The organism is Stenotrophomonas sp. MMGLT7 (genome assembly GCF_021168555.1).
Classification (GTDB): Bacteria; Pseudomonadota; Gammaproteobacteria; order Xanthomonadales; family Xanthomonadaceae; genus MMGLT7.
Map to the genome: position 1 here is coordinate 37,419 of NZ_JAJOZS010000013.1, position 23,161 is coordinate 60,579.

Sequence of the window (23,161 nt, forward strand, 5' to 3'; positions counted from 1 at the left end):
ACTGAAGTCGCTCCTACGGGTCGCTCCTACCGGTCGCTGCTGCAACCGCTGCAATGAGCGTGACCGGGATGCTATCGATGGGGAACCTCCCTCAACCCTCGCTGCCCCTCACCAGCAGATGCTTGGCCAGCTGGCCATGCAGGTGGCCGAGGCCCCGCGCCAGGTGCAGGGTGGCGAACAGCAACGCCACCCCGGCGACGAAGACGAACGGCAGCGCCCACGGCAGGTCGTGCAGCACGTTGTGCCCGTCCACCCACACGCCGGCATAGTCGCTGAACAGGCCCAGCGGCGACAGCAGCAGCGAGGCGCTCAGGGACAACAGCGTCACCGTCACCGTGAAGTAGCAGATCCCCAGCGGCAGCATCAGCAGGAAGTACAGCAGCGTGCTCCAGGTCCGCGGGTCGGTGAAGATCGCGCCGATGCGCGCCAGCCAGGGCCGCTCGCGCTCGGTGTAGACCGGCCGGCGCGGCATGCGCACGCCCAGCAGGGTCTCGACGATGCGCCCCTCCACCAGCGACAGCAGCCGGGTGGAGCCCAGGAACAGCACCAGCAGCGGCACGCCGACGATCAATACCAGCAGCGGCAGCGAGATGCTGGCCCCGGTCACCACCCAGGTGAAGTAGAAGATGCCGGTGGCCAGCGACAGCAGCATGTAGAACAGCGCGCCGTAGGTGCGCGGATCGGCGGCCACGCCGAAGAACTTGCCGAGCGCCGATTGCCGGCGCGGCGGCAGCGGCGGGCGCAGCGCGCGCGTCACCGTCACCTCGGTCTGGCGGTAGATGTCGGCCACCTCCTCCGGGGCGCCGTAGCTGCCGGCCACCGCGGCGATCACCTCGGCCTCGCTCTTGCCGGACTGTTCGGCCAGTTCGGAGCGCAGGTATTCCTCGGCGTCGTACATCGCGTCCTGGATCATCGCCGGATCGGCGCCGGCCAGCGCCTGCCGCAGCTGCGCCAGGTATTCGGGGATGGAGGTCGGCAACGGCCGGCCCGCGCTTGCTTCGGTGTTCATTCGGGTATTCCCTCCAGGACGGAATCGACGGAATCGCGGGTGGCGCGCCAGGCAGCGGCCCATTGCCGCAATGCCTGGCGCCCTTCATCGGTGATGCGGTAGTAGCGGCGCGGCGGCCCGGACAGCGACGGCTCGACGTGGCTGAGCAGCAGCCCGGCGCCTTCCAGGTTGCGCAGCACCGGGTACAGCGCGCTCTGCTTGCCGCTCAGCACGCCCTCGCCGACCCGCTCCAGGCGCTTGGCGATCAGGTAGCCGTACAGCGGCTCGCCGGCCTGCGCCAGCACCGCCAGCAAGGCCAGCGACACGGTGCCGGCGCTGAGCTCCTTCTGGAACTTGCGAAGCTGGCCATCGGGTTCGCTCAACCGGGTCTCCCAGAAAAAAAAACGTCGCGAAGCGACACCGACGTCCCTCTCCCGCCCCGCGGGAGGGGGGGGACCATCGGCAGCGCCGATGGTGGGGTGAGGGAAAGCCGCCAGTAATGCCGCCGCCCCCCCCGCCTCACTACATTGCAGTCAACACTATTACGAACTTAGCTATACCGAATGTGCCGATAGTCATCCGCCCCCCACCCGCGCTGGCGCGCCCCGCTCCGCTTCGACGAGAATCGACCGTTCCCGCACCCGCCCGGACCGCCGATGAAACCCCGCCTCGCCCTACTGTCGCTGGCCCTCGCCCTCGCCCCCCTGCTGGCCGGCGCCGCCACCGCCTACCGCAGTCCGCAACAGATCCTCGAAGCCTCACCGGCCAGCGACTGGCGCACCCTGGACCCGGCCGACACGCTCTACATGGAACTGGCCGGCGGGCGCGTGGTCATCGAGCTGGCGCCGGACTTCGCCCCCGCGCACGTGGGCAACATCCGCACCCTGGCGCACGAGCGTTTCTGGGACGGGCTGAGCATCTACCGCGCGCAGGACAACTTCGTGGTGCAGTTCGGAGACGCCGACGGCGAGGAGCCGGGCAAGGCCAGGCCGCTGGGCAGCGCCCGAACCCACCTGCCGGCCGAATTCTCGCGCCCGATCGGCACGCTGCCGTTCGAGCGCCTGCCCGACAGCGACGGCTGGGCGCCGCAGGTCGGTTTCAGCGAGGGGTTCCCGGTCGGCCGCGACCCGGCCCGCGACCGCACCTGGCTGGCGCACTGCTACGGCGCGGTCGGCGCCGGCCGCAACAATGCCGACGACAGCAGCATCGGCGCCGAACTGTACGTGGTCATCGGCCAGTCGCCGCGCCAGCTGGACGACAACATCACCGTGGTCGGGCGCGTGGTGAAGGGCATGGAGCTGCTGAGCACGATCGCGCGCGGACCCGAGCCGATGGGCTTCTACGAGGACCCGGCGCAGCGCACGCCGATCCGTGCCATCCGCCTGGCCAGCGACGTGCCCGAGGCCGAACGCACGCCGCTGCAGCTGCTGCGTACCGACAGCCGCACCTTCCGCGACGTGGTCGAGGCCCGGCGCAACCGCGTGGACGATTTCTACAGGCGCCCGGCCGGGCACATCGACCTGTGCAACGTGCCGCTGCCGGTGCGTGCGCCGCCGGCGGCCTGATCGCGGCCTCGACCGTCACGGTCCGCTGCCGCGATCCGCTCGCCACTTCCCCGGATACGCTTTACCCAGCCTACCCGGTTTCGTAGAGCGGAGCAGCGGAGCAAGCTCCGCTCTACGCAATGGCCGGCCCGTCACGCCGCCTGCAGGATCACCTTCATCGCCTTCTCCTGCGCGGCGTTGCCGAACACCGTATAGGCCTGCTCGATATCGTCCAGCGCGAAGCGGTGGGTCACCAGCTGCTCAGGCTTCACCTTGCCCGAGGCCACGGTCTGCAGCAGCATCGGCGTGCTGAAGGTGCACACCAGCCCGGTCGCCAGGGTGATGTTGCGGATCCACAGCTTCTCCAGCCGCAGTTCAACCGGCTTGCCGTGCACGCCGACGTTGGCGATGCGCCCGCCCGGGGCGATGACCGACTGGCAGGTGTCGAAGGTGGCCGGAATGCCCACCGCCTCCACTGCCACGTCCACGCCCTTGCCGCCGGTCAGCGCCATGATCGCCTCCACCGCGTCGCCACTGCCGGCATCGACGATGTCGGTGGCGCCGAAGCGGCGCGACACCTCCAGCCGCGCCGGATCGGTATCGACCATGATGATGCGCGAGGGCGAGTAGAACTGCGCCGTCAGCAGCACCGCCATGCCGATCGGGCCGGCGCCGACGATCGCCACGGTGTCGCCCGGCTGCACCTTGCCGGCGAGCACGCCGATCTCGAAGCCGGTGGGCAGGATGTCGCTGAGCATCACCAGCGCCTCCGGGTCCACCTCCGCCGGTGCCGGGTACAGACTGTTGTCGGCATGCGGGATGCGCACGTACTCGGCCTGGGTGCCGTCGATCATGTGGCCGAGGACCCAGCCGCCGTCGCTGCAATGGGCGTACAGCTGCTTCTTGCAGTAGTCGCAGCGCCCGCACGAGGTGATGCAGGAGATCAGCACGCGGTCGCCGGCCCTGAAGTTGGAGACCGCCTCGCCGACCTGCTCGACCACGCCCACGCCCTCGTGGCCGAGGGTCAGCCCTTCCACCACCTCGGGCACGTCGCCCTTGAGGATGTGCAGGTCGGTGCCGCAGATGGTGGTGTGGGTGATGCGCACGATGGCATCGGTGGAATGCTGCAGGGCCGGCTTGTCCTTCTCCGCCCATTCCTTGTTGCCGGGACCGCGGTAGACGAGCGCTTTCATGGGGAATCCTCCTCTTTGGGGCCGTCTCCCATACTGGCCCCGCCGCCGGCGGGCGTACTTGATCCAGATCAACATTCGTGACGCCGCAATGCCAGTCGAGGCAAGCATGGGGCCAGCGGACGCGACACCGGCGCATTTTCGGGCCACGTACCTGCGGAACGGCCCCTGCATCGTCTGTCCGGAGGCGGGAGCCCCGGTGCTCGACCGCGATCTGGCCGGGAAAGGCACCAGGTAGGTCCCCGCCTGCGCGGGGACGACGGCACCATCTGCGGGGAGAATGCCCTAGCGAACGCGCTGGCTGAAGGCCACGCTGCCCAGGATCAGCAGGGCCGCCAGCAGCATCGTCCAGGTCAGCGGCTCGCCCAGCAGCGCCCATGCCAGCAGCGCGCCGAACACCGGCACCAGGTAGGTCACGGTGGAGGCGCGTGCCGGACCGATGCGCTGGATCAGCCGGTAGTACACCAGGTAGGCCAGACCCGTGCAGAGCACGCCGAGCATTGCCGCGCTGGCCCAGGCGTGCGGCGGCGGCGTCGCCGCCGGCCAATGCAGCCAGGCAAGCGGCGCCAGCAGCAGCGCACTGCTGCCCAGCGTGGCGGCGGCCGAGGCCGCCGGCGGCAGGCCGGCCATGTGCCGCTTCACCAGGTTGTAGCCGATGCCGTAGCACAGCGAGGCCAGCGTGCCTGCCGCCGCGGCCGGGCCGACGCTCAGCCCGGCCGACTTGCCGGTGGCCAGCACCAGCACGCCGACGAACCCCACCAGCAGCGCCAGCGAGCGCCGCGTACCGATGCGCTCGCCGAAGAACAGGAACGCGATCAGCGCGGTGAACAGCACCGTCATCGCGTTGCAGATGGCGCCGATCGCCGCCGGTGCACGCTGCGCCCCCCAGGCGAACAGCAGGAACGGCAGCATCGAGTTCAGCACGCCGATCGCGGCCAGGCCGGGCCAGCGCCGCACCGGGAAGTGCCGGCGCGCCATCCACAGGAACGGCAACAGCACCACCGCCCCCAGCGCCAGCCGCAGCTCCACCAGCGCGAACGGGCCGAACGCCGGCGCGGCGATGCGCATGAACAGGAACGAGCTGCCCCACACCAGGCCGAGCCCGCCCAGTTCCAGCAGCGTGCGCCAGTCGCGGGCGGGCACGGACAGGCCCGGGGCGGCGCTCATGCCAGCGCTCCGGCCGGATCGAGGAAGGCAAGCAGCACGCAGACGGTGCGCGGACAGCGGGACGGGTCGGGCATTGCGGGATGTCGTGGGTGAGGGGGACGGCGACCAGCATCGGGGCCGCGCCGGGCCGCGACAAGCGCGTAGTATCGGGGCAAGCCACAAATCCTGCTCATGTCTCGATGCACCTGCGTCCGACCCTGCTGCCCGCACTGGGCGTGTTCGCCACCGCCGCGCGCCACCTCAACTTCGCCCGTGCCGCCGAGGAACTGCACCTGACCGCCAGCGCGGTCAGCCACCACATCCGCAAGCTCGAGGCCCAGCTCGGCGCACCGCTGTTCCAGCGCCATGCCCGAGGCGTGCTGCTGACCGCCGAGGGCCGGCGCCTGGCCGATGCCGCCACCGCCGCGATGGCCGACCTCGACGCCGTCGCCACCCGCCTGTCGCCGGCCGCCCAGGGCACGCCGCTGCGCGTGTCCACGCTGCGTTCGCTGTCCTACTGCTGGCTGCTGCCGCGGCTGCCGCGCTTCCGCCGCGCCCATCCGCACGTGCGCCTGGACATCCAGACCGACAGCGCGTTCTCGCGCTTCGACAGCGGCGGCCCGGAGCTGGGCATCCGCTACGGCCTGGGCCACTGGCCGGGGCTGACCGCGCACCTGCTGATGCAGGACGAGATGTTCCCGGTGGCCTCGCCCGCGCTGCCGGAGGCGGTCGCCCTGCGCGATGCGGCCGGCATCGCCGCGCTGCCGCTGCTGGACGACCTCTCCCCGCAGGGCTGGCCCGAGTGGTTCCGCGCCGCCGAGGTGCGCGGGCCGGTCCCGCCACCGCAGATCACCTTCAACGACAGCACCGACGCGATGCGCGCGGCCGTCTATGGCATGGGCGCCGCGCTGGCGCGCACCCACATCGCCCAGCCCTACCTGCAGCGCTACGAACTGGTGCGCCTGCCCGGACCGGCGCTGAAGGCGCGCTACGCCTACTACATCGTGCATCCATCGCACCGCATGCCCGGCCCGGCGGCGCAGTCGTTCATCGACTGGCTGCGCCGCGAGGCCGCCGACGAGCGCACCCCGATCCCGGCGCTGCCGGCCGAGCTGCTCGGCCAGGCCGTGCCTTCCGTGGGCGGGCAGCGGCGGCGCCGGCCGCTGCCGGCCGGACCCGACTGAAGCGGGCCCGGCCGAAGCAGGCTCAGACCAGCGTAGCCAGCGCCGCCGGGTCGAAATCGTGCAGGTCCGCGGTGTCGCCGCCACGGACCTTGCCGACCCAGTGCGGGTCGGCCAGGATGGCGCGTCCGACCGCGATCAGGTCGAACTCCTCGCGCTCCATGCGCCGCTCCAGTTCCTGCAGACCGACCGCATGCGAATGCTCGCCGCCGAAGGCCGCGAGGAAATCGCCGGACAGGCCCACCGAGCCGACCGAGACGGTCGGCGCGCCGGTGAGCTTCTTCGCCCAGCCGGCGAAATTGAGGCCCCGCTCACCGTCGATCTCCGGGAACTCCGGCTCCCAGAAGCGCCGCTGCGAGCAGTGCAGGATGTCCGCGCCGGCCTCCACCAGCGGCACCAGCCAATCGGCCATCTCGTCGGGCGTGGTCGCCAGCTTCGCCTTGTAGTCCTGCTGCTTCCACTGGCTCACCCGCAGCAGGATCGGGAAGTCCGGCCCGACTGCCGCGCGCACGGCCTTCAGTACCTCGGCTGCGAAACGCGCGCGCTCGCGCAGCGTCGCCCCGCCCCAGGCGTCGGTGCGGCGGTTGCTCCCCGCCCAGAAGAACTGGTCGATCAGGTAGCCGTGCGCGCCGTGGATCTCGGCCACGTCGAAGCCGAGCCGCTGCGCATCGGCCGCCGCGCGGGCGAACGCGGCGATGGTGTCGGCGATGTCCTGCTCGCTCATCGCCACGCCGTTCGGATCGTCCGGACCGTTGAGGCCCGAGGGACTTTCCACCGGCACCGGCGGCTTCCAGCCGCTGTTGCCGCGGGTGGCGCCGGTATGCCAGAGCTGCGGCCCGATGCGGCCGCCGGCCGCGTGCACGGCCTCGACCACGCCGGCCCAGCCCTCCAGCGCGGCCTCGCCGTGGAAGAACGGGATATTCGGCTCGTTGCGCGAGGCCGGCCGGTCGACCACGGTGCCTTCGGACAGGATCAGGCCCACGCCGTCCTCGGCGCGGCGACGGTAGTAGGCGGCCACGTTCTCCCCCGGTACGCCTTCGGGCGAGAAGCAGCGGGTCATCGGCGCCATCACGATGCGGTTGGGCAGCGCCAGCGACTTGAAGCGGAACGGACGGAACAGCACGTCTGATGCGGATGCGGACACGAGGACTCTCTTGCCGTGGGGGGGACCTCCGGAAGATAAGCGCCGGAACCGGGCAGACAAGGCCCGCGGCGGCGACACCGGCGGGATGCACCGATCCACCCGGGCCCAACGACGCCCTGGCGCAGCCGCTGACGCAGACCTTTCACCTGCCGCCTGCTACGGTCGCCCTTCACCACGACAGGAAGAACCCACATGCCCACGCTACGCCTGCGCATCACCGGGACCGATGACGACGTGCGTCTGGTCACCGACCTGGTCAACGACCTGGACGGCATCGAGCGCATCGAGGAGATCGCCGACCTGATGCCGCACATGGACGACGAGGATTCCAGCTCCGCCGGCCTGAGCGACGACATCGGCCCCGGCACGCACGAACTCGAGATCGACGCACCGAACCCGAGCACGGCCGCGAAGGTGCGCGACGTGCTGCAGGAAGCGGCCATCCGCCACGGCCTGGTCGTCGAGTTCGAGACCGACGAGGGCTGACGGTACCTATGCGCATGCCGCGGCCCGGGTAAGCGCGGCGCACCCGGGATGACCCTCGCGGCAGAAGGCCTGCTGTCGCCCCGGGTGCGCTGCGTTCACGGGTTGCCTGCTGCAGTCAGGGGCGCGCCTGCGTTCCGCTCGCGGATACGACGATCGCGCCATCCGTCGGCGTGTGCGGGGCCGGCGCCGGATGGCTATGCTGGGTGTCTTTCCGACCGAGATGCCACGCCATGCGCCGCACCCTGCTCGCCGCCGCCCTGCTCGCCTCCCTCGCTGCATGCCAGAAGGCCGAATCCCCGGCCCCCGCTCCCTCCACCGCCGCCGCGGACGCCGGCGATGCCGCCACCGACGCGCGCTTTGCCGAGCTGTCCCAGCGTGCGCTGGAGGCCTGGCTGCAGCTCTCGCCCATCGGCGCCACCCAGATCGGCGACCATCGCTACGACAGCGAGATCGACGACCTCAGCGCCGCCGGCCGGCAGAAGGGCCTGGAACTGGGCAAGCAGCTGCTGGCCGAGCTGGATGCGATCGACGTGGCCGGGCTGTCGCGCGAGAACCAGGTGGACGCGGCGATCCTGCGCAACCAGCTGCAGTCCGACATCTGGAACAGCGAGGTACTGCAGGGCTGGGCCTGGGACCCGCAGGTCTACAACGGCCTGGCCGGGAGCGCGATCTACGGACTGATGGCGCGCGAGTTCGCGCCGCTGCCGGAACGGCTGAAATCGGCCACCGCGCGCATCGAGAAGATCCCGCGAATCTTCGCCCAGGCGCGCGAGAACCTGGACCCGGCGCGCGTGCCGAAGATCCACGCCGAGACCGTGGCCAAGCAGAATGCCGGCATCCTGAGCATCGTCGATACCTTCATCACCCCGCACATCGGCGAACTGCCGCAGGCCGATGCCGAGCGCCTGCGGGCGGCCATCGAAGGCCTGAAGCAGGCCGTGGCCGAGCAGCAGACCTGGCTGGACCAGACCCTGGTGCCCAATGCCCGCGGCGACTTCCGCATCGGCGCGGAAAAGTACGACCAGAAGCTGAAGTTCGCCCTGTCCTCGTCGCTGTCGCGCGCCGAGATCAAGCAGCGCGCCGAATCCGAACTGGCGCGCGTGCGCGGCGACATGTACGGCATCGCCCGCGACGTACTGAAAGACCGGCCTGGCGCTCCCGCCCTGCCCGAGCAGCCCAGCGACGACCAGCGCCAGGCCGCCATCGAAGCCGCGCTGGAACTGGCCTATGCCGAGCGCCCGGCGCGCGACAAGGTGGTGGCCGACGCCGAGGCCGCGCTGCAGTCGTCCACCGCCTTCGTGCGCGAGAAGGACCTGGTCACCCTGCCCGACGCGCCGGTGGACATCATCCTGATGCCCGAGTTCCAGCGCGGCGTGGCGGTGGCCTACTGCGACTCGCCCGGCCCGCTGGACAAGAACCTCAAGACCTTCTACGCGATCTCGCCGATCCCCGACGACTGGTCGCAGGCGCAGGTCGATTCGTTCCTGCGCGAATACAACTCGCGGATGATCCACCTGCTGTCCATCCACGAGGGCACGCCGGGCCACTACCTGGAAGGCTGGCACTCCTCCAAGTTCCCGTCGACGCTGCGCGCGGTGCTGCGCTCGGGCATGTTCGCCGAGGGCTGGGCGGTCTACACCGAGCGGATGATGCAGGAGCAGGGCTACCTCGGCGGCGACCCGCTGTTCCACCTGGTGCAGCTCAAGTTCTATCTGCGCACGATCGCCAACGCCCTGCTCGACCAGGGCGTGCAGGTGGACGGCTGGAACCGCGAGCAGGCCATGCACCTGATGACCCACGACGCCTTCCAGCAGGAGAGCGAGGCGGCCGGCAAGTGGGTGCGTGCGCAGCTCACCTCGGCGCAGCTGCCGACCTACTTCGTCGGCGCGCAGGAGCACCTGGACCTGCGCAAGGCGATGCAGGACAGGCTCGGCGACAGGTTCGAACTGAAGGCCTACCACGACCAGGTACTGTCCTACGGCGCGCCGCCGGTGCGCTACGTGCGTGCGCTGATGCTGGACGAGCCGATCCAGTAGCACCGCCGCACCGCAACGAAGGCCGGCCCCCACGCCGCCGACGCGCGGGCCGGCCGGTTCGCGGGCGTCGGCGGCACGGCCCCGGTCCACCAGCCCGTCGCCGATCCACCGGCACGACGTTGCCGGCGATCACGTGCTCGGCCCGCAGTCGGCGGATGCGCCGCTGTACGCCGACGACGGCAGGTTGGCTGCCCCGCCCGATCAGCCGCTGCGGCATGCGATCGTCGCGCTGCAGGATCTCGGCGATGGCCCGGCCGAAGGCGTCGAGCACAGCCCACGGAAACCGGACATCGGACCTGGCGAAGACTCGCGAGCGCCCCCGCTCCGTCCCCTGACAGTGAGCCGCTACCATATCGCCTCCGATATATCTCGTATGGAGACAGGAGTGGCTACGTCCAAGGGACTGTTGGTTGGTGTTCTGATGGGATCGATGCTGGCTGGTTGCGGTGGCGATTCCGCTTCGGAAAAGAAGTACGAAGTCAGCGACGAGACGTGCACGGCGGAACACTGGAAGACCTTGCCGCAAGGAAAGTCGCGCGACGACCTGGTAGCGCAGTGCCTTCGTCGTGGCGACCACAAGCCGTCGGAGCCGAAGACCTGGTGAGGCATCCGGGGGCTGCCGGCCCCCGTACCGCCCCTGCCGGCCCGGTGCGACGGACTGGCCGGCTTGCAATATCCCCTTTCCCGGCGCCAGACCCGTCCCGGCGCCGGACCCGAGCCCCCCGGCGTTCCTGCCCGTTGACGAACCGCCGGACAGGACGCTGAAGACCGTCCCGCCGGGGATCGCAGTGACGATCGGGTTCGCCGGCCCGCCGTCGGCAGCGATCGTGGGCCGTGTGGCCCCTCCGGCGACGCAAGGCCTGACACCGCCCTGGGCACGCGAAGCGGCAAGCTTCATGCGCCTCCGGCGGTCTTCGCCCGCCGGCCCTTGCGGCCGGCACCGGCAATCAGGCCGAGGCCGCGACGAAGCCGCCGGTCTGCCGCGCCCACAGGCGCGCGTACAGGCCGCCATGGGCGATCAGCTCGGCATGGCTGCCGCTCTCGACGATGCGGCCCTGGTCCATCACCACCAGCCGGTCCATGCGCGCGATGGTGGACAGGCGGTGGGCGATGACGATCACCGTCTTGCCGCCCATCAGCGTGTCCAGGCTGTCCTGGATGGCTGCCTCCACCTCCGAATCCAGCGCCGAGGTCGCTTCGTCCAGCACCAGGATCGGCGCGTCCTTGAGCAGCACCCGGGCGATGGCGATGCGCTGGCGCTGGCCGCCGGACAGCTTGACCCCGCGCTCGCCGACATGGGCCTCGTAGCCGCGCCGGCCCTCGCCATCGACCAGCGCGTCGATGAAGCCGTCCGCGCGTGCCTTGGCCACCGCCTCGCGCAGCTGCGCCTCGCTGGCGTCGGGACGGCCGTACAGCAGGTTGTCGCGGATCGAGCGATGCAGCAGCGAGGTGTCCTGGGTCACCACGCCGATCTGCCGGCGCAGGCTTTCCTGGCCGACATGGGCGATGTCCTGCCCGTCGATCAGGATGCGCCCGCTTTCCAGCTCGTACAGCCGCAGCAGCAGGTTGACCAGGGTGGACTTGCCGGCGCCCGACGGCCCCACCAGGCCGATCTTCTCGCCCGGGCGCACCTCCAGGTCCAGCCCCGCGATCACCCCATCGCGCTTGCCGTAGTGGAAATGGATGTCCTCGAAGCGCACTTCGCCGCGCGTCACCCGCAGCGGCCGAGCGTCGGCCGCGTCCTGCACCGTGAGCGGCCGGGCGATGGTCTGCATGCCGTCCTGCACCGAGCCGATGTCCTCGAAGATGCCGTTGACCGTCCACATGATCCAGCCGGACATGTTGTGGATGCGGATCACCAGCCCGGTGGCCACGGTGATCGCGCCCACGCTCACCTGCCCGCGGCTCCACAGCCACAGCGCCAGCGCGCAGGTGCCGGCGATCAGGAAGCCGTTGAGGATGGCGATGGAGGTATCCATCGCCGTGGTCACCCGTGTCTGCGCGCGATGCTTGACCGCCAGCTCGTCGATCGACTCGCGCACGTAGGCCTGCTCGCGGCCGGCATCGGCGAACAGCTTGAGCGTGGGGATGTTGGTGTAGCCGTCGACGATGCGCCCCATCGCCCGCGAGCGCGCGTCCGAGACGATCCAGGCACGCGTCTTCATCCGCGGCACGAAGTACGCCATCAGCGCCACGTAGGCCACCAGCCACAGCAGCAGCGGCGCCATCAGCCACGGATCGGCGCGGCCGAACAGCCACAATGCGCTGCCGGTGTAGACCACGATGTACCAGAGCGCGTCGACCATCTGCACCGCCGATTCGCGCAGCGAGTTACCGGTCTGCATCACCCGGTTGGCGATGCGCCCGGCGAAGTCGCCCTGGAAGAACGCCAGGCTCTGCCGCACCACGTAGTTGTGCATCAGCCAGCGCGCGCGGTTGCTCAGCCCCGGCACGATGGCCTGGTTGACCAGCAGGTTGTGCAGTGCGGTCAGCAGCGGCCGCGCCACCAGCACCACGACCGCCATCCACAGCAGCTCGTCGCCGTGGCGGGCGAAGAAATCCGGCCCCGGCCGCTCGGCGACCATGTCGACGATGCGACCGAGGAAGTCGAACATGGCCACCTCCACCAGCGCCAGCAGCAGTCCGGCCACCAGCGTGGCCAGCAGCAGCGGCCAGATCGGCCCCAGGTAGTGCAGGTAGAAGCGCCACACCGATCGCGGCGGCATGCGCGTCTCGGGCTTGGGAAAGACCTCGATCAGGGATTCGAACCAGCGGAACATCGGCATGGATGACGGGGGGAGACAGCGGAGTATCGCATCCGCCGATGTCGCGGCCAGGCGACGGAGGCGCTGCAGCGGTCCGTGCGGCCGCGACCGGGCCACCGTGTATCGCCACGGCGCAGCAGCCCCCTGTAGGAGCGACTTCAGTCGCGATGAGGCCCTACCGGTAAAGCCCGATCGCGACTGAAGTCGCTCCTACAGGTCTTTCACACGAGGAAACTCGAACGGGCTGCACGGCCTGTCAGCCGCGCAGCCGCTCCAGCTGCGTCTGCAGGGTGACGACCTTGGCGCGCAGGTCGGCGTTCTCCTTCTCCAGCTCGGCCACGCGCTTGCGCAGCGCCTTGGCATCCAGCGCGCCCTCGGCGGCGTCCTCGCCCTCGGCCCGCGGCTTGCGCTTGGCCTCGCGCACGCGCCTGGCCGCCTGCTTCAGCTCGTCCTTGCCGGCGATCGCCGCGGCGCGCTGCTCCTCCTCGGGCAGCGTCGCCACCGCGGCGGCGGCGTTGATCGAGATCGCGCCGGCCCTGACCGCCTCCACCACCTCGGGCGCGGCCTGCGTATGGATGCGCTCGATCATCACCACCTGGTTGTTGCTCAGGCGTGCCTCGCGCGCCAGTTCGGCGCGGCTGATCGGCGCCGGCGCGTCGTCCCACGGCGGGGTGTCGTCGGCGGCCTGCCCGGGCGAGGTCGTATCGGCCGCCTGCGGATCGGCCGCCGGCTGCGCGGGCAAGGCGGCGGCTTCGGCATCGAGCTGCTCGCGCTTGCGCCGGCTCAGGATCTCGCGCTTGCGCAACGCCAGCACGCCACGCTGGAAGTCCGACACGCTGCGCCGGCCCAGGTGCTGCTCGATCATCCACAGGTGCACGTCTTCCAGCGACTGGAAGCGGGTGTTCTGCACGGTGCGGAACGGCAGCCCGTGCTCGCGGCAGATGCCGTAGCGGTTGTGGCCATCGACCAGGATGTCGCCCCACAGCACCAGCGCATCGCGGCATCCCTCGGCCAGCAGGCTGCGCTCGAGCGCCTCGTGCTCGTCGGGCGTCAGCGGGTCGATGTAGGCCTTGAGTTCTTCGTTTACTACGATGTCCATGGAGTCGGCTGCGGGACGGGGGGCGCGCATTGTAGAGCGCGCCGGCCGTCATGGCGGGCGTGGATGGGAATGTTGGGGATTGGGGATTGGGGATTGGGGATTGGCAAGAGCTTTGCTCCTGGTCTTCCCCGAATCCCGAACCTCAAATCCCGAATCCCCGCCTCACGGCTACTGCATCCGTTCGAGCAGTTCCTTCGCACCCTTCCTGATCCCCGCCCTGGAGGCATCCAGCGCGCCCAGGCTCGACTTGGGATTGATCGCGCTGGGGTACTGCTTCTCCACGTACGCGGCGAGCAGCGCGTTGGTGTTGGCGTCGTAGATCTCGACCGCATAGCTGGCCGAGCCGCTGAACGCGCCTTCCCTGCCGCGCGCGGCCTGTACCGCGTTGTACGGCCCGCCGGCGAGATCGAACTTCATCACCGTGCCGATGACGCGCTTGTTGGCCTTGGCGCCGGTGAGGATCAGGTTCACCCGCACGGTGGCCGGCTGCACGGCGGTCACGGGCGAGAACCGGCTCGCCAGCGCCTGCGCGAACTGCTCGTGCAGGTAGTCCGCCAGCATCAGCTTGTCCTCGTCGGAGATCTTCTCGAACTGGGCATCGCGGCCCTCGTAGATCGATGCCTGGTCGACGATGACGCGCGAGTAGCGCTTCCAGTCGACGTCGGACTGGTAGGCATAGGGCGTGCGATCGCCACGGCTGTCGTCCTGCGGCCGCAGCTGGCTCGACGAGGGGATGCCGGCATAGGGCACCGGCCTCGTGCTTGCGCAGCCGCCGGCGACGACGGCGAAGGAAACGGCAGCCAGCACTGCGGCATGTCTTTTGAAACTCATGTGGTGTTGTATCCCGATGGAGTGGAGTGACGGCCCCGAGCGGACAGGGCTACAGGAAAACGAGCCAGGACAGCAGCACGAACGGCCAGACCAGCAGGAAGATCGCGCCGGTCACGGACACGATCACCAGTACGTCGCACAGCTGCCGGCGGATGCGGCGTCGATGCGGATGCGCGCATGGATCGGGCAGCAGAAGCCATGCGTCACGGCCGCTCTCGCCGAGGCGCGGGGTGGCCGGCCGGCATGACTTCATGCAATTTCCTCACCCGGCAAACCCGGCATCGTCGTCGACCCTGCGGCTCGATTCACCGAGGATGCTAGGCGCGGCTTATTAGGAACTTATTGGTTTCCGCACGCTGCGACAGGCCGGGGGACGTGCAGCGGACGATCGCCATCGTTGCCACGCGGCATTCGCCCGTGGCAGGTGCAGCACGGCATCGGCACATGGGCTCGCAAACACTGGTTCTCGACCTGCTCAATCCGCCGTGCCATGCGAAAAGACAGTTCCACGCAACGGCCGCCCGAACGAAGCGCAGAACCGCCCCGCGTCAGACCGTGGCGGCCGCGGCCTCGGCGGGAAAGATCACCCTGACGCACAGCCCAAGGCCATCCACGCCGGTGCCGGTTTCGATCTGCGCACCGTGCAGCCTGGCGATCCCCGCCACCAGCGACAGGCCGATGCCGCTGCCCGGCACCTTGCCGTCGGCGAGCCGGTAGAAGCGCTCGAAGATGCTCCTGCGCGCTTCCGGCGGCACGCCCGGACCGTCGTCGCACACCTCGATGTAGGGGCGCAGCTGCTCGTCGCCGACGCAGTAGTCGCAGGAAACCTCGACCAGGCCGTGGCGGTTGCCGTAGCGGATCGCGTTGTCCACCAGGTTGCGGACGAGGATGCCGATCGCATCCACGTCGCAGGTCGCCCTGCAGGAGGAATTTCCCAGGACCAGGCGCACGCCGCGGTTCTCCGCCTGCACCTTGAATTCGCTCAACACGTGGCCGGCCAGTTCGGCCAGGTCCACGTCCCGGTAGCCGGCCAGGTTGATCCCCGCGTCGAGCCGGGCCAGGTCCAGCAGTTGCTCGGCCAGCCGGTTGCTGCGGCGGGCCACTTCCAGCAGGCGCTGCAGCGCCGCGTCCTTCTGCTCCACGGTATCGGCGCGCAGGGCGACCTCGGCGTAGGCGTGCAGCGCCGACAACGGCGTGCGCAGTTCGTGTGCGGCCTGCGAGACGAAGTCGCGCTCGGCCTGTACCGCTTCCTCGACACGCAGCAGCAGCGCGTTGAACGAGGAGATCAGCGGCTTGATCTCGTCGGGCACGCGGTCCACCGGGACCGGCGCGACCTCCAGGCCCTTGCGCGAGGCGATCTCGCCGGAAATGCTCCTGAGCGGCCGCAGCGAGGCCCGTACCGCCCACCACATCAGCACGCCGACGATGGCCAGCTGCAGGGTGTTCAACGCCACCGCGGTGAGCAGGTTGCTGAACGCGGATATCTGCTGCCCCGCCGAGGGCCCGGCCGTGCCCCGCGTGTCGCCGGGCGCCTGCGCACCGCCGGCGGCGGCATGGTTGCGGCGGATCTTCTCCGCCACGCTGTCGGGCATCACCTTGAACAGCGTCCCGCCCAGGCGTTCGAGCCTGCTTTCCCAGAAGCCCGCGTTCGCCGACGACGGTGCCGGCGACAGGTAGGTCGCCATCATCGACAGCGACGCCAGCCAGCTCAGGAACACCACCGCACCCAGCGCGGCCATCATCCGATGCTGCAGCGATCTCACCTGTCGCCCCCGACGGTGTAGCCATGGCCGTGGACGGTGACGATGACGCCCTCCCCCAGCTTGCGCCGCAGCTGGTGCACGAACACGGTGATGGTGTTGCTGCCCACGTCCGCGGCACCGCCATACACCGCGTTCTCCAGGTAGGCGCGCGGCACCACGCGGCCGCTGCGCTCCATCAGCGCCAGCAGCAGCCGGTACTCGTGCGCGCTCAGCGCAACCCGTTCGCCCGCCTTGGTCACCGTCTGGCTGGACGGGTCGAGCTCCACCTCCCCCTGCACCAGCGTCGGCACCACCTGCCCCTGGCTGCGGCGCATGACCGCCCTGACCCTGGCCAGCAGCTCGTCGAACTGGAACGGCTTGACCAGGTAGTCGTCGGCGCCGGCGTCCAGGCCGCGGATGCGGTCGCTGAGCTGGCCGCGCGCGGTGAGCACGATGACCGGCGTGGCGTCGTAGCGTTCGCGCAGGAAGCGGATCACCGCCAGCCCGGATTCGCCCGGCAGCCCGATATCGAGCAGGATCGCGTCGTAGCCATGCTCGACCAGCGCGGTCTTGGCGGCCCCGGCGCTGCCCACGTGGTCCAGCCTCCAGGAGTGCTGGCGGATCCCGTCGCAGATGGCCTGCGCGAGCATGGGATCGTCTTCTACGAGCAGCAGTTGCACGCGATGGGCTCCATCGGCAGGCATTGAGGTCGCGCGATGATGCTGCAGCGATATTGGAAACTTGTTAATGGCCGTGGCGACGGCGCCGCGTGTCCCGGGCGGGCGGCCACTGCGCGTGCACGCCGGCGGCGCAGCGCCGGCATCGGAACCGCGCAGCTGCAGCCACGCATGCCGCGACGCTAGAATCCAACGCATGAACGACCACGCCCGCGAGCTGGACATGGAGGCGGTCCGCATCGAGGCGGGCGATGTCCTGCTGCGGCCGTTCCGGCGACAGGACGCGCCCGCCTTCGCCGAAGCGGCGCTCGAGTCGGTCGCCAGCGTCGGCCCCTGGCTGCCGTGGTGCACCGGGGCCTACAGCGAGCGCGATGCCCTGGACTGGTTCGCCAACTGCCGCGAGCAGTGGCGCCAGGGCAGCGCCCGCGAGTTCGGCGCGTTCGACCGCCAAACAGGCGCCCTGCTCGGCGGCGCCGGTCTCAACCAGATCGCCCACGACCACCGCTACTGCAACCTCGGCTACTGGGTGCGCCAATCCAGGCAGGGCCGCGGCATCGCCGCCAACTGCGCCGGCGCCCTGGCGGAGTACGGCTTCTCCGTGCTGGGCCTGCAGCGCGTGGAGATCGTGGTCGCGCTCGACAACCTGCCCAGCGCCGCCGTCGCCGGCAGGCTCGGCGCGTTGCGCGAGGGCGTCGCCCGCAACCGCCTGTTCCTGCATGGCCGGCCGCTGGACGCGCTAGTGTTCTCGCTAGTCCCGCAACGGCCGCCGACGCCGCCGGGCCGGCCCGGCGGCGCCGAACACCGGCTCGCTACGGCGCCGGCAGCGGCGTCAGCACCAGGTCCTGGAAGTCGAAGCTGAAGTCGGTCAGCGGCGACACCGGCTGCATGCGCACCTCGCGCACCTTGCTGTCCGGGTCCAGGGCGAAGGCGACGAAGGCGTCGGCGTTGAGCGTGCGGTCGTCCCAGCGCACGATGAAGGTGTCGTGCTGCCAGTGCTCCAGCGTGCCGGCAAGCAAGCGGGTGCGGCTGAACTGCATGCGCAGCCTGCCGCCCTGCTCGACGATGGCGACGTCGCCGTACCACGGGTCGCGGTAGGTGGCCGCGTAGCCGGCCAGCCGCAGCGAGGGCTTCGACCTGGCGTCGCGCGCTGCCAGGTGCTTGCTCCAGCTTTCGTCGGCATTGCCCTTGGCCTTGTCCACCGCCTTGGCGTAGGCGTCCACCCAGTCGGTCTTCGGCGCACCGAGCAGCGCGTCGAGCACGGTGTAGGTCACCGCGTTGAAGGCGGCGCCCACCTCCTGGTTGGTCAGCACCACCACGCCCAGCTTCCTGTCCGGCACCAGGGTCAGGCGCGAGACCATGCCCGGCCAGCCGCCGGTGTGCCACACCAGCTTCTGCCCGCGGTAGTCGCTCAGGCTCCAGCCCTCGCCGTAGCCGGCGAAGTTGGGCACGGCCGCGGCCAGCTCCGGCACCGCCGGCCTGGGGATCGGCACCGGGGTGATCACCGACCACATCTCGCGCTGGCGCGCCTCGCTGAACAGCGGTTTGCCGTCGGGCAGCGTGCCGCCGGCCAGCTGCACGTTCATCCACTTGGCCAGGTCGTGCACGCTGGCATACAGGTCGCCGGCGGCGCGGTTGTTGGACCAGCTCATCCGCGGTACCGGCTGCAGGTCCTTGAAATCGGCCTTGGCGTGGCCGCTGGCCGCTGCGTCGGCCGCGCCGACGCGGTCGTTGAAGCGCGCGCCGCTCATGCCCACCGGGTCGAGGATGCGCTGCTGCACGAAGTCCACGTAGGACTGGCCGGAGACCTGCTCGATCACCTTCTGCGCCACCGCGTAGAGAATGTTGTCGTAGGCATAGCGGTCGCGGAAGCCGCCCTTGAGCGGCACCTGCGCCAGCCGCCGCACCACCTCGTCCACGCTGTAGTCGCTGGGCGGCCAGAACAGCAGGTCGCCGGCGCCCAGGCTCAGGCCGGAGCGATGCGCCAGCAGGTCGCGGATGCGCATCTCGCCGGTGACGTAGGCATCGGACATGCGGAACCAGGGCAGGTGGTCGATGACACGGTCGTCGAGCTTGAGCTTGCCGTCGTCGGCCAGGATCGACAGCGCCGCGGCGGTGAAGGCCTTGGTATTGGAGGCGATGGCGAACGGCGTGGTCGCCGTCACCGGCTCGGGCTTGCCGACCTCGCGCACGCCGTAGCCGCGCTCCAGCACCACCTGCCCGTCCCTGACGATGGCCACGGCGATGCCGGGCACGTCGAACTGCTTGCGCACGCGCTCGACCTGCGCGTCCAGGTCCTGCAGTTCCTGCGGCACCTCGACCGCGCCCGCCGACACGCTCACCGCCAGCATCACACCACCCCACCAGGACTTGCCCAAGACATCGCTCCCATCGAACGGAAAAGAAACGGCACCCGCCTCACGCCAGCGGCGCGGGCGAGACCAGTACGCCGTTGCCGTCGGCATACAGCCAATGGCCCGGCACGAAATCCACGCCGGCGAAAGTCACCGGCACATCCACCTCGCCCAGCCCGCGCTTGTCGGTCCTGCGCGGGCACGCGGCCAGCGCCTGCACGCCCAGCGGCAGCGTCGCCAGCACCTCCACGTCGCGCACGCAGCCATGGATCAGCAGTCCGGCCCAACCGTTGTCCACCGCGTTGGCGGCGATCTGGTCGCCCAGCAGGGCGCAGTCGAGCGCGCCGCCGCCGTCCACCACCAGCACCCGGCCCTGCCCCGGCGTGCCTGCCAGCTCGCGCACGCGCGAGTTGTCGCGCGGGGCGCGCACGGTGACGATCCGGCCGCAGAAGGCGACCTTGCCGCCGTAGCCGCGGAACAGCGGCTGGGCGACGACGGCATGCGGGTGCTCGTCGCACAGGTCGGGCGTGGTCCAGGACATGGCGGGGTTCTCGCGCGAGGGGTTTCGCGCGATGGTAACGCGAGCGGAGCGACCTTCGCCGCCACACCGACACGGAGCGCCCGTCATGCCGACCACCTTCATCCGCCTCGTCCCCGCTCACGCGCTGCGCGGGGGCGACGCGGCGCTCGCCCACCGCGAAGGAGTTTATCGGCCCCCCGACTGCCACCGTCGCGCCAGGCACGGATGCGGCACCGCGACCTGCCGCGCCGACCGGGTGCCTGCCGCATGACCGACCTGTTCGACGCCAACGTCCCCCTGCCCGACGGCATCCACGTCGGCATCGGCGGCTGGACCTTCGCCCCCTGGCGCGGCGGCATGTTCTATCCGCAGGGACTGGTGCAGCGGCGCGAGCTGGAGTACGCCAGCCGCCACGTCAATGCCATCGAGATCAACGGCACCTGGTACGGCACTCAGAAACCGGCCACCTACGCCAAGTGGCGCGAGCAGACGCCGGAAGGCTTCGTGTTCTCCGCCAAGGCGCCGCGGCGCATCACCAGCGCACGCACGCTGGCCGGCACGCGCGGGCAGGTCGAGGACTTCGTCGCCGGCATCGCCGAACTGGGCGACCGGCTGGCGGTGCTGTCGTGGCAGTTCGAGGCCGGCCGCCGCCTGGAGCACGACGATTTCGCCGCGTTCCTGGAGTTGCTGCCCGCGCGAGCCGGACACCACCGGCTGCGCCACGCGCTGGAGATCCGCGATCCGGAGTTCTTCACCCCCGACCTGCTGGCGCTGGCCAGGCGCCAGCGCATGGCGATCGTCTACACCGACTCGCCCGAGTATCCGTCCCATGCCGACCTCACCGCCGACTTCGTCTATGCCCGGCTGATGCGCAGCCAGGCGGACATGGCGACCGGCTACCCGCTCGCCGCCCTCAAGGCATGGGCAAGCCGCATCCACGCCTGGCGCCGTGGCGAGGACCCGGCGGAACTGCCGCACCTGCACGAAGCGGACGCACCGGCGACGCCGCGCGAGGTGTTCGTGTTCTTCATCAGCGCGGCCAAGCAGCACAACCCGGCCGCGGCGATGCGGCTGCTGCAGGAGCTGGCGCAGCGCTGATCCGGCGGGCAACGGCGGCGGCGGCAAACATCGACCTCGTCGTCCCCGCGCAGGTGCCCCGCTGTCCGGAGAAGCGCAGGACCGCGGCTCTGCGCCCAAGCGGCGTGGTTCATGCCCGGGATAACGGAAAAGTCGTCCCCGCACAGGCGCCCGCTGTTCGGAGAGAAGCGCAGGACCGGCAGCTCTCCGCCCAAGTGGCGTGGCTCATGCCCGGGATAACGGAACCATCGTCTCCGCGCAGGCGGGGACCCGGGGACTTTCGCGGTGGAATCAGCCAGCCACGGAATCTCCCGCTGATCCCGTCTTCCAAGGCACAGGCGCTGGGCGGCCGCCTGCGCGGGGACGACGACGATTGGATGTTCCGCAAGCGCCACAGCTTCGCGAAGACGGCGCGTTGCGTGCCTGGTTGGCGACACGGCGAGACCGGACAACGGCATGCCGATCCTGCCCATGACACCGCCGATCGGCGACAATCGCGCCCATGCCCGACACCGCCAACCGCACCGCCCTGCTGCAGATCCACTTCTGCGTCCTGCTGTGGGGCATCACCGCGATCCTGGGCAAGCTGATCACGCTGCCGGCACTGGCGCTGGTGTGGTGGCGCATGCTGCTGGTGGTGGCCGCGCTGGCGCTGCTGCCGCGGGTCTGGCGCGGCCTGTCGGCACTGACGCCGCGGCTGGCATGGGGCTATTGCGGCGTCGGCGTGCTGGTGGCGCTGCACTGGCTCACCTTCTACGGCGCGATCAAGCTGGCCAACGCCTCGGTGGCGGCCACCTGCATCGCGCTGGCACCGGTGTTCACCTCGGTGATCGAGCCGTGGGTGGCGAAGCGGCCGTTCCAGCCGCGCGAACTGTTCTTCGGCGTGGCGGTGCTGCCCGGCGTGGCCATGGTGGTCGGCGGCGTGCCCGACGGCATGCGCCTGGGCGTGATGGTGGGCGCGGCCTCGGCGCTGCTGGTGGCGGTCTTCGGCTCGCTCAACAAGCGCCTGGTCAGCCATGCCGACCCCTTGACGGTCACCGCGCTCGAACTCGGCGCCGGTACCCTGGCACTGATGCTGCTGGCGCCGCTGCTGCCGTTCCTGCTGCCGGTCCTGAGCGGCCCGCTGCTGGTGCTGCCGAGCCTGCACGACGCCCTGCTGTTGCTGCTGCTCTCGCTGGCCTGCACGCTGCTGCCGTTCGCGCTGGCGCTGGTGGCGCTGCGCCGGCTCAGCGCCTACACGGTGCAGCTGGTGACCAACCTGGAGCCGGTCTACGCGATCGTGCTGGCGGCGCTGTTCCTGCAGGAGCAGAGGGAACTGACGCCGATGTTCTACCTCGGCGTGGCGATCATCCTGGCCGCGGTGTTCCTGCATCCGCTGCTGGGGCGGTGGAAACCGGTCCCGGCCGGCACCTCCCCGCAGGAGCACCTGTAGGAGCGACTTCAGTCGCGATGAGGCTGTACCGGTAAAGCCGCAATCGCGACTGAAGTCGCTCCTACAGGGACCTCGCCCTCGCCAGGCCGGCTCAGAATTCGTTGTGCTGCGGCAGCAGGCCGCGCAGTTCGGCGTCGGTGAGATTGCGCCACTGCCCGGGCCTGAGCGCGCCGAGCTTGACGTTGTCGATGCGCACCCGGCGCAGCTGGGTGACGCGGTAGCCGAACTCGGCCGCCATCAGCCGGATCTGCCGGTTCAGTCCCTGCTCGAGCACGATGCGGAAGCCGAACTTGGCGATGCGCGCGGTGCGACACGGCAGCGTCATCTCGCCGTGGATGCGCACGCCGCGGGCCATGCCGCGCAGGAACTCCTCGGTCACCGGCTTGTTCACCGCCACCAGGTACTCCTTCTGCCGACGGTTCTCCGCACGCAGGATCTGGTTGACGATGTCGCCGTTGCTGGTCAGCAGGATCAGCCCCTCGGACTCCTTGTCCAGCCGCCCGATCGGGAAGATGCGCTGCTCGTGGCCGACGAAATCGACGATGTTGCCCTTGACCGCGCTCTCGGTGGTGCAGGTGATGCCCACCGGCTTGTTGAGCACGATGTAGACATGCCGGCGGCCGGTCTTGCCGACGACCGCGCGGGCGCGCAGCGGCTGCCCGTCCAGCTTGACCTCGTCGCCCTCGCCCACCACCGCCCCGGCGCCGGCGGTGATGCCGTTGACGGTGACGCGGCGCTCGCCGATCAGGCGATCGGCCTCGCGGCGCGAGCAGAAGCCGGTCTCGGCGATGTGCTTGTTCAGGCGTGTGGTCATGGGAGGGGGATCACGACGGAAGGAAAAGACACTCGCACGGGAAGGGAACGCAGCGCTGCCCCCTTCTCCCGTTCACGGGAGAAGGTGCCCCGAAGGGGCGGATGAGGGTGCTTCCAGGCGCCTGCGGCGCCTCCCCCA

The 23,161-nt window shown here is 70.3% G+C and carries 22 protein-coding genes; 8 read left to right on the plus strand and 14 right to left on the minus strand.

The genetic code is table 11. From position 1 onward, the window contains the following. Positions 1–91 precede the first annotated feature (91 nt). On the minus strand, positions 92–1,009 hold the full coding sequence (locus LRX76_RS14710; protein WP_231806381.1) for a sensor domain-containing protein: 918 nt from the start codon (positions 1,007–1,009) through the stop codon (positions 92–94). Next, the gene (locus tag LRX76_RS14715; protein ID WP_231806382.1) at positions 1,006–1,371 is read right to left on the minus strand and encodes a PadR family transcriptional regulator; all 366 of its coding nucleotides are present in this window, start codon (positions 1,369–1,371) and stop codon (positions 1,006–1,008) included. The genes LRX76_RS14710 and LRX76_RS14715 overlap by 4 nt, the downstream gene beginning before the upstream one ends. Before the next feature lie 273 nt (positions 1,372–1,644). Between LRX76_RS14715 and LRX76_RS14720 the strand changes: the two genes are divergently transcribed. Beyond that, positions 1,645–2,553 carry a peptidylprolyl isomerase gene (locus LRX76_RS14720; protein WP_231806383.1) on the plus strand — a complete coding sequence of 303 codons (909 nt, stop codon included), beginning with the start codon at positions 1,645–1,647 and terminating at the stop codon, positions 2,551–2,553. Between the two features lie 131 nt (positions 2,554–2,684). On the opposite strand, the gene LRX76_RS14725 is transcribed toward LRX76_RS14720, so the two are convergent. Both LRX76_RS14725 and LRX76_RS14730 read right to left on the minus strand, forming a co-directional pair. Next, on the minus strand, positions 2,685–3,725 hold the full coding sequence (locus LRX76_RS14725; RefSeq protein ID WP_231806384.1) for a zinc-dependent alcohol dehydrogenase family protein: 1,041 nt from the start codon (positions 3,723–3,725) through the stop codon (positions 2,685–2,687). A 282-nt stretch (positions 3,726–4,007) separates the two neighbouring features. Then, positions 4,008–4,889: a DMT family transporter gene (locus tag LRX76_RS14730; protein WP_231806385.1), complete on the minus strand. Its 882-nt coding sequence runs from the start codon at positions 4,887–4,889 to the stop codon at positions 4,008–4,010. A gap of 179 nt (positions 4,890–5,068) precedes the next feature. On the opposite strand from LRX76_RS14730, the gene LRX76_RS14735 reads away from it, so the two are divergent. Beyond that, positions 5,069–6,052, plus strand: a complete 984-nt coding sequence (locus LRX76_RS14735; protein WP_231806386.1) for a LysR substrate-binding domain-containing protein — start codon at positions 5,069–5,071, stop codon at positions 6,050–6,052. A gap of 22 nt (positions 6,053–6,074) precedes the next feature. On the opposite strand, the gene LRX76_RS14740 is transcribed toward LRX76_RS14735, so the two are convergent. After that, complete coding sequence (locus LRX76_RS14740; RefSeq protein WP_231806387.1) at positions 6,075–7,193, minus strand: NADH:flavin oxidoreductase; 1,119 nt, start codon at positions 7,191–7,193, stop codon at positions 6,075–6,077. Between the two features lie 192 nt (positions 7,194–7,385). Between LRX76_RS14740 and LRX76_RS14745 the strand changes: the two genes are divergently transcribed. The 3 genes from LRX76_RS14745 (at position 7,386) to trbK (ending at position 10,319) form a co-directional block, all read left to right on the plus strand. Next, complete coding sequence (locus LRX76_RS14745) at positions 7,386–7,679, plus strand: hypothetical protein (RefSeq protein WP_231806388.1); 294 nt, start codon at positions 7,386–7,388, stop codon at positions 7,677–7,679. 230 nt (positions 7,680–7,909) lie between these two features. Beyond that, positions 7,910–9,715, plus strand: a complete 1,806-nt coding sequence (locus LRX76_RS14750; RefSeq protein WP_231806389.1) for a DUF885 domain-containing protein — start codon at positions 7,910–7,912, stop codon at positions 9,713–9,715. 133 nt (positions 9,716–9,848) lie between these two features. Further along, a complete protein-coding gene (gene trbK / locus LRX76_RS18845; protein WP_231806390.1) occupies positions 9,849–10,319 on the plus strand; it encodes an entry exclusion lipoprotein TrbK in 471 nt (156 codons plus the stop codon). 343 nt (positions 10,320–10,662) lie between these two features. On the opposite strand, the gene LRX76_RS14760 is transcribed toward trbK, so the two are convergent. The 6 genes from LRX76_RS14760 to LRX76_RS14785 form a co-directional block, all read right to left on the minus strand. Then, positions 10,663–12,495, minus strand: a complete 1,833-nt coding sequence (locus tag LRX76_RS14760) for an ABC transporter ATP-binding protein (protein WP_231806391.1) — start codon at positions 12,493–12,495, stop codon at positions 10,663–10,665. 241 nt (positions 12,496–12,736) lie between these two features. Next, positions 12,737–13,579: a plasmid replication/partition related protein gene (locus LRX76_RS14765; RefSeq protein ID WP_231806392.1), complete on the minus strand. Its 843-nt coding sequence runs from the start codon at positions 13,577–13,579 to the stop codon at positions 12,737–12,739. A 168-nt stretch (positions 13,580–13,747) separates the two neighbouring features. After that, on the minus strand, positions 13,748–14,410 hold the full coding sequence (locus LRX76_RS14770; RefSeq protein WP_231806393.1) for a DUF3313 domain-containing protein: 663 nt from the start codon (positions 14,408–14,410) through the stop codon (positions 13,748–13,750). 49 nt (positions 14,411–14,459) lie between these two features. After that, a complete protein-coding gene (locus LRX76_RS14775; protein ID WP_231806394.1) occupies positions 14,460–14,663 on the minus strand; it encodes a hypothetical protein in 204 nt (67 codons plus the stop codon). A 295-nt stretch (positions 14,664–14,958) separates the two neighbouring features. Further along, positions 14,959–16,173: an ATP-binding protein gene (locus tag LRX76_RS14780; protein WP_231806395.1), complete on the minus strand. Its 1,215-nt coding sequence runs from the start codon at positions 16,171–16,173 to the stop codon at positions 14,959–14,961. Next, a complete protein-coding gene (locus tag LRX76_RS14785) occupies positions 16,170–16,832 on the minus strand; it encodes a response regulator transcription factor (protein ID WP_231806396.1) in 663 nt (220 codons plus the stop codon). The genes LRX76_RS14780 and LRX76_RS14785 overlap by 4 nt, the downstream gene beginning before the upstream one ends. A 193-nt stretch (positions 16,833–17,025) precedes the next feature. Here LRX76_RS14785 and LRX76_RS14790 point away from each other — a divergent pair, with 193 nt between their 5' ends. Next, positions 17,026–17,688, plus strand: coding sequence for a GNAT family protein (locus LRX76_RS14790; RefSeq protein ID WP_231806397.1), 663 nt, complete (start codon positions 17,026–17,028; stop codon positions 17,686–17,688). On the opposite strand, the gene LRX76_RS14795 is transcribed toward LRX76_RS14790, so the two are convergent. Then, positions 17,639–19,177 carry a serine hydrolase gene (locus LRX76_RS14795; protein WP_231806448.1) on the minus strand — a complete coding sequence of 513 codons (1,539 nt, stop codon included), beginning with the start codon at positions 19,175–19,177 and terminating at the stop codon, positions 17,639–17,641. The two genes, LRX76_RS14790 and LRX76_RS14795, sit on opposite strands and share 50 nt — an antisense overlap. A gap of 67 nt (positions 19,178–19,244) precedes the next feature. After that, entirely contained in the window at positions 19,245–19,721 is a 477-nt protein-coding gene (gene rraA / locus LRX76_RS14800; RefSeq protein ID WP_231806398.1) for a ribonuclease E activity regulator RraA, read from the minus strand. Positions 19,722–19,967: 246 nt separating this feature from the next. On the opposite strand from rraA, the gene LRX76_RS14805 reads away from it, so the two are divergent. Together LRX76_RS14805 and LRX76_RS14810 are read left to right on the plus strand one after the other, a co-directional pair. Continuing rightward, positions 19,968–20,798: a DUF72 domain-containing protein gene (locus tag LRX76_RS14805; RefSeq protein WP_231806399.1), complete on the plus strand. Its 831-nt coding sequence runs from the start codon at positions 19,968–19,970 to the stop codon at positions 20,796–20,798. 481 nt (positions 20,799–21,279) lie between these two features. Continuing rightward, a complete protein-coding gene (locus LRX76_RS14810) occupies positions 21,280–22,209 on the plus strand; it encodes a DMT family transporter (protein WP_231806400.1) in 930 nt (309 codons plus the stop codon). A 91-nt stretch (positions 22,210–22,300) separates the two neighbouring features. On the opposite strand, the gene LRX76_RS14815 is transcribed toward LRX76_RS14810, so the two are convergent. Next, positions 22,301–23,023, minus strand: coding sequence for a pseudouridine synthase (locus tag LRX76_RS14815; RefSeq protein ID WP_231806401.1), 723 nt, complete (start codon positions 23,021–23,023; stop codon positions 22,301–22,303). Positions 23,024–23,161: the final 138 nt, after the last annotated feature.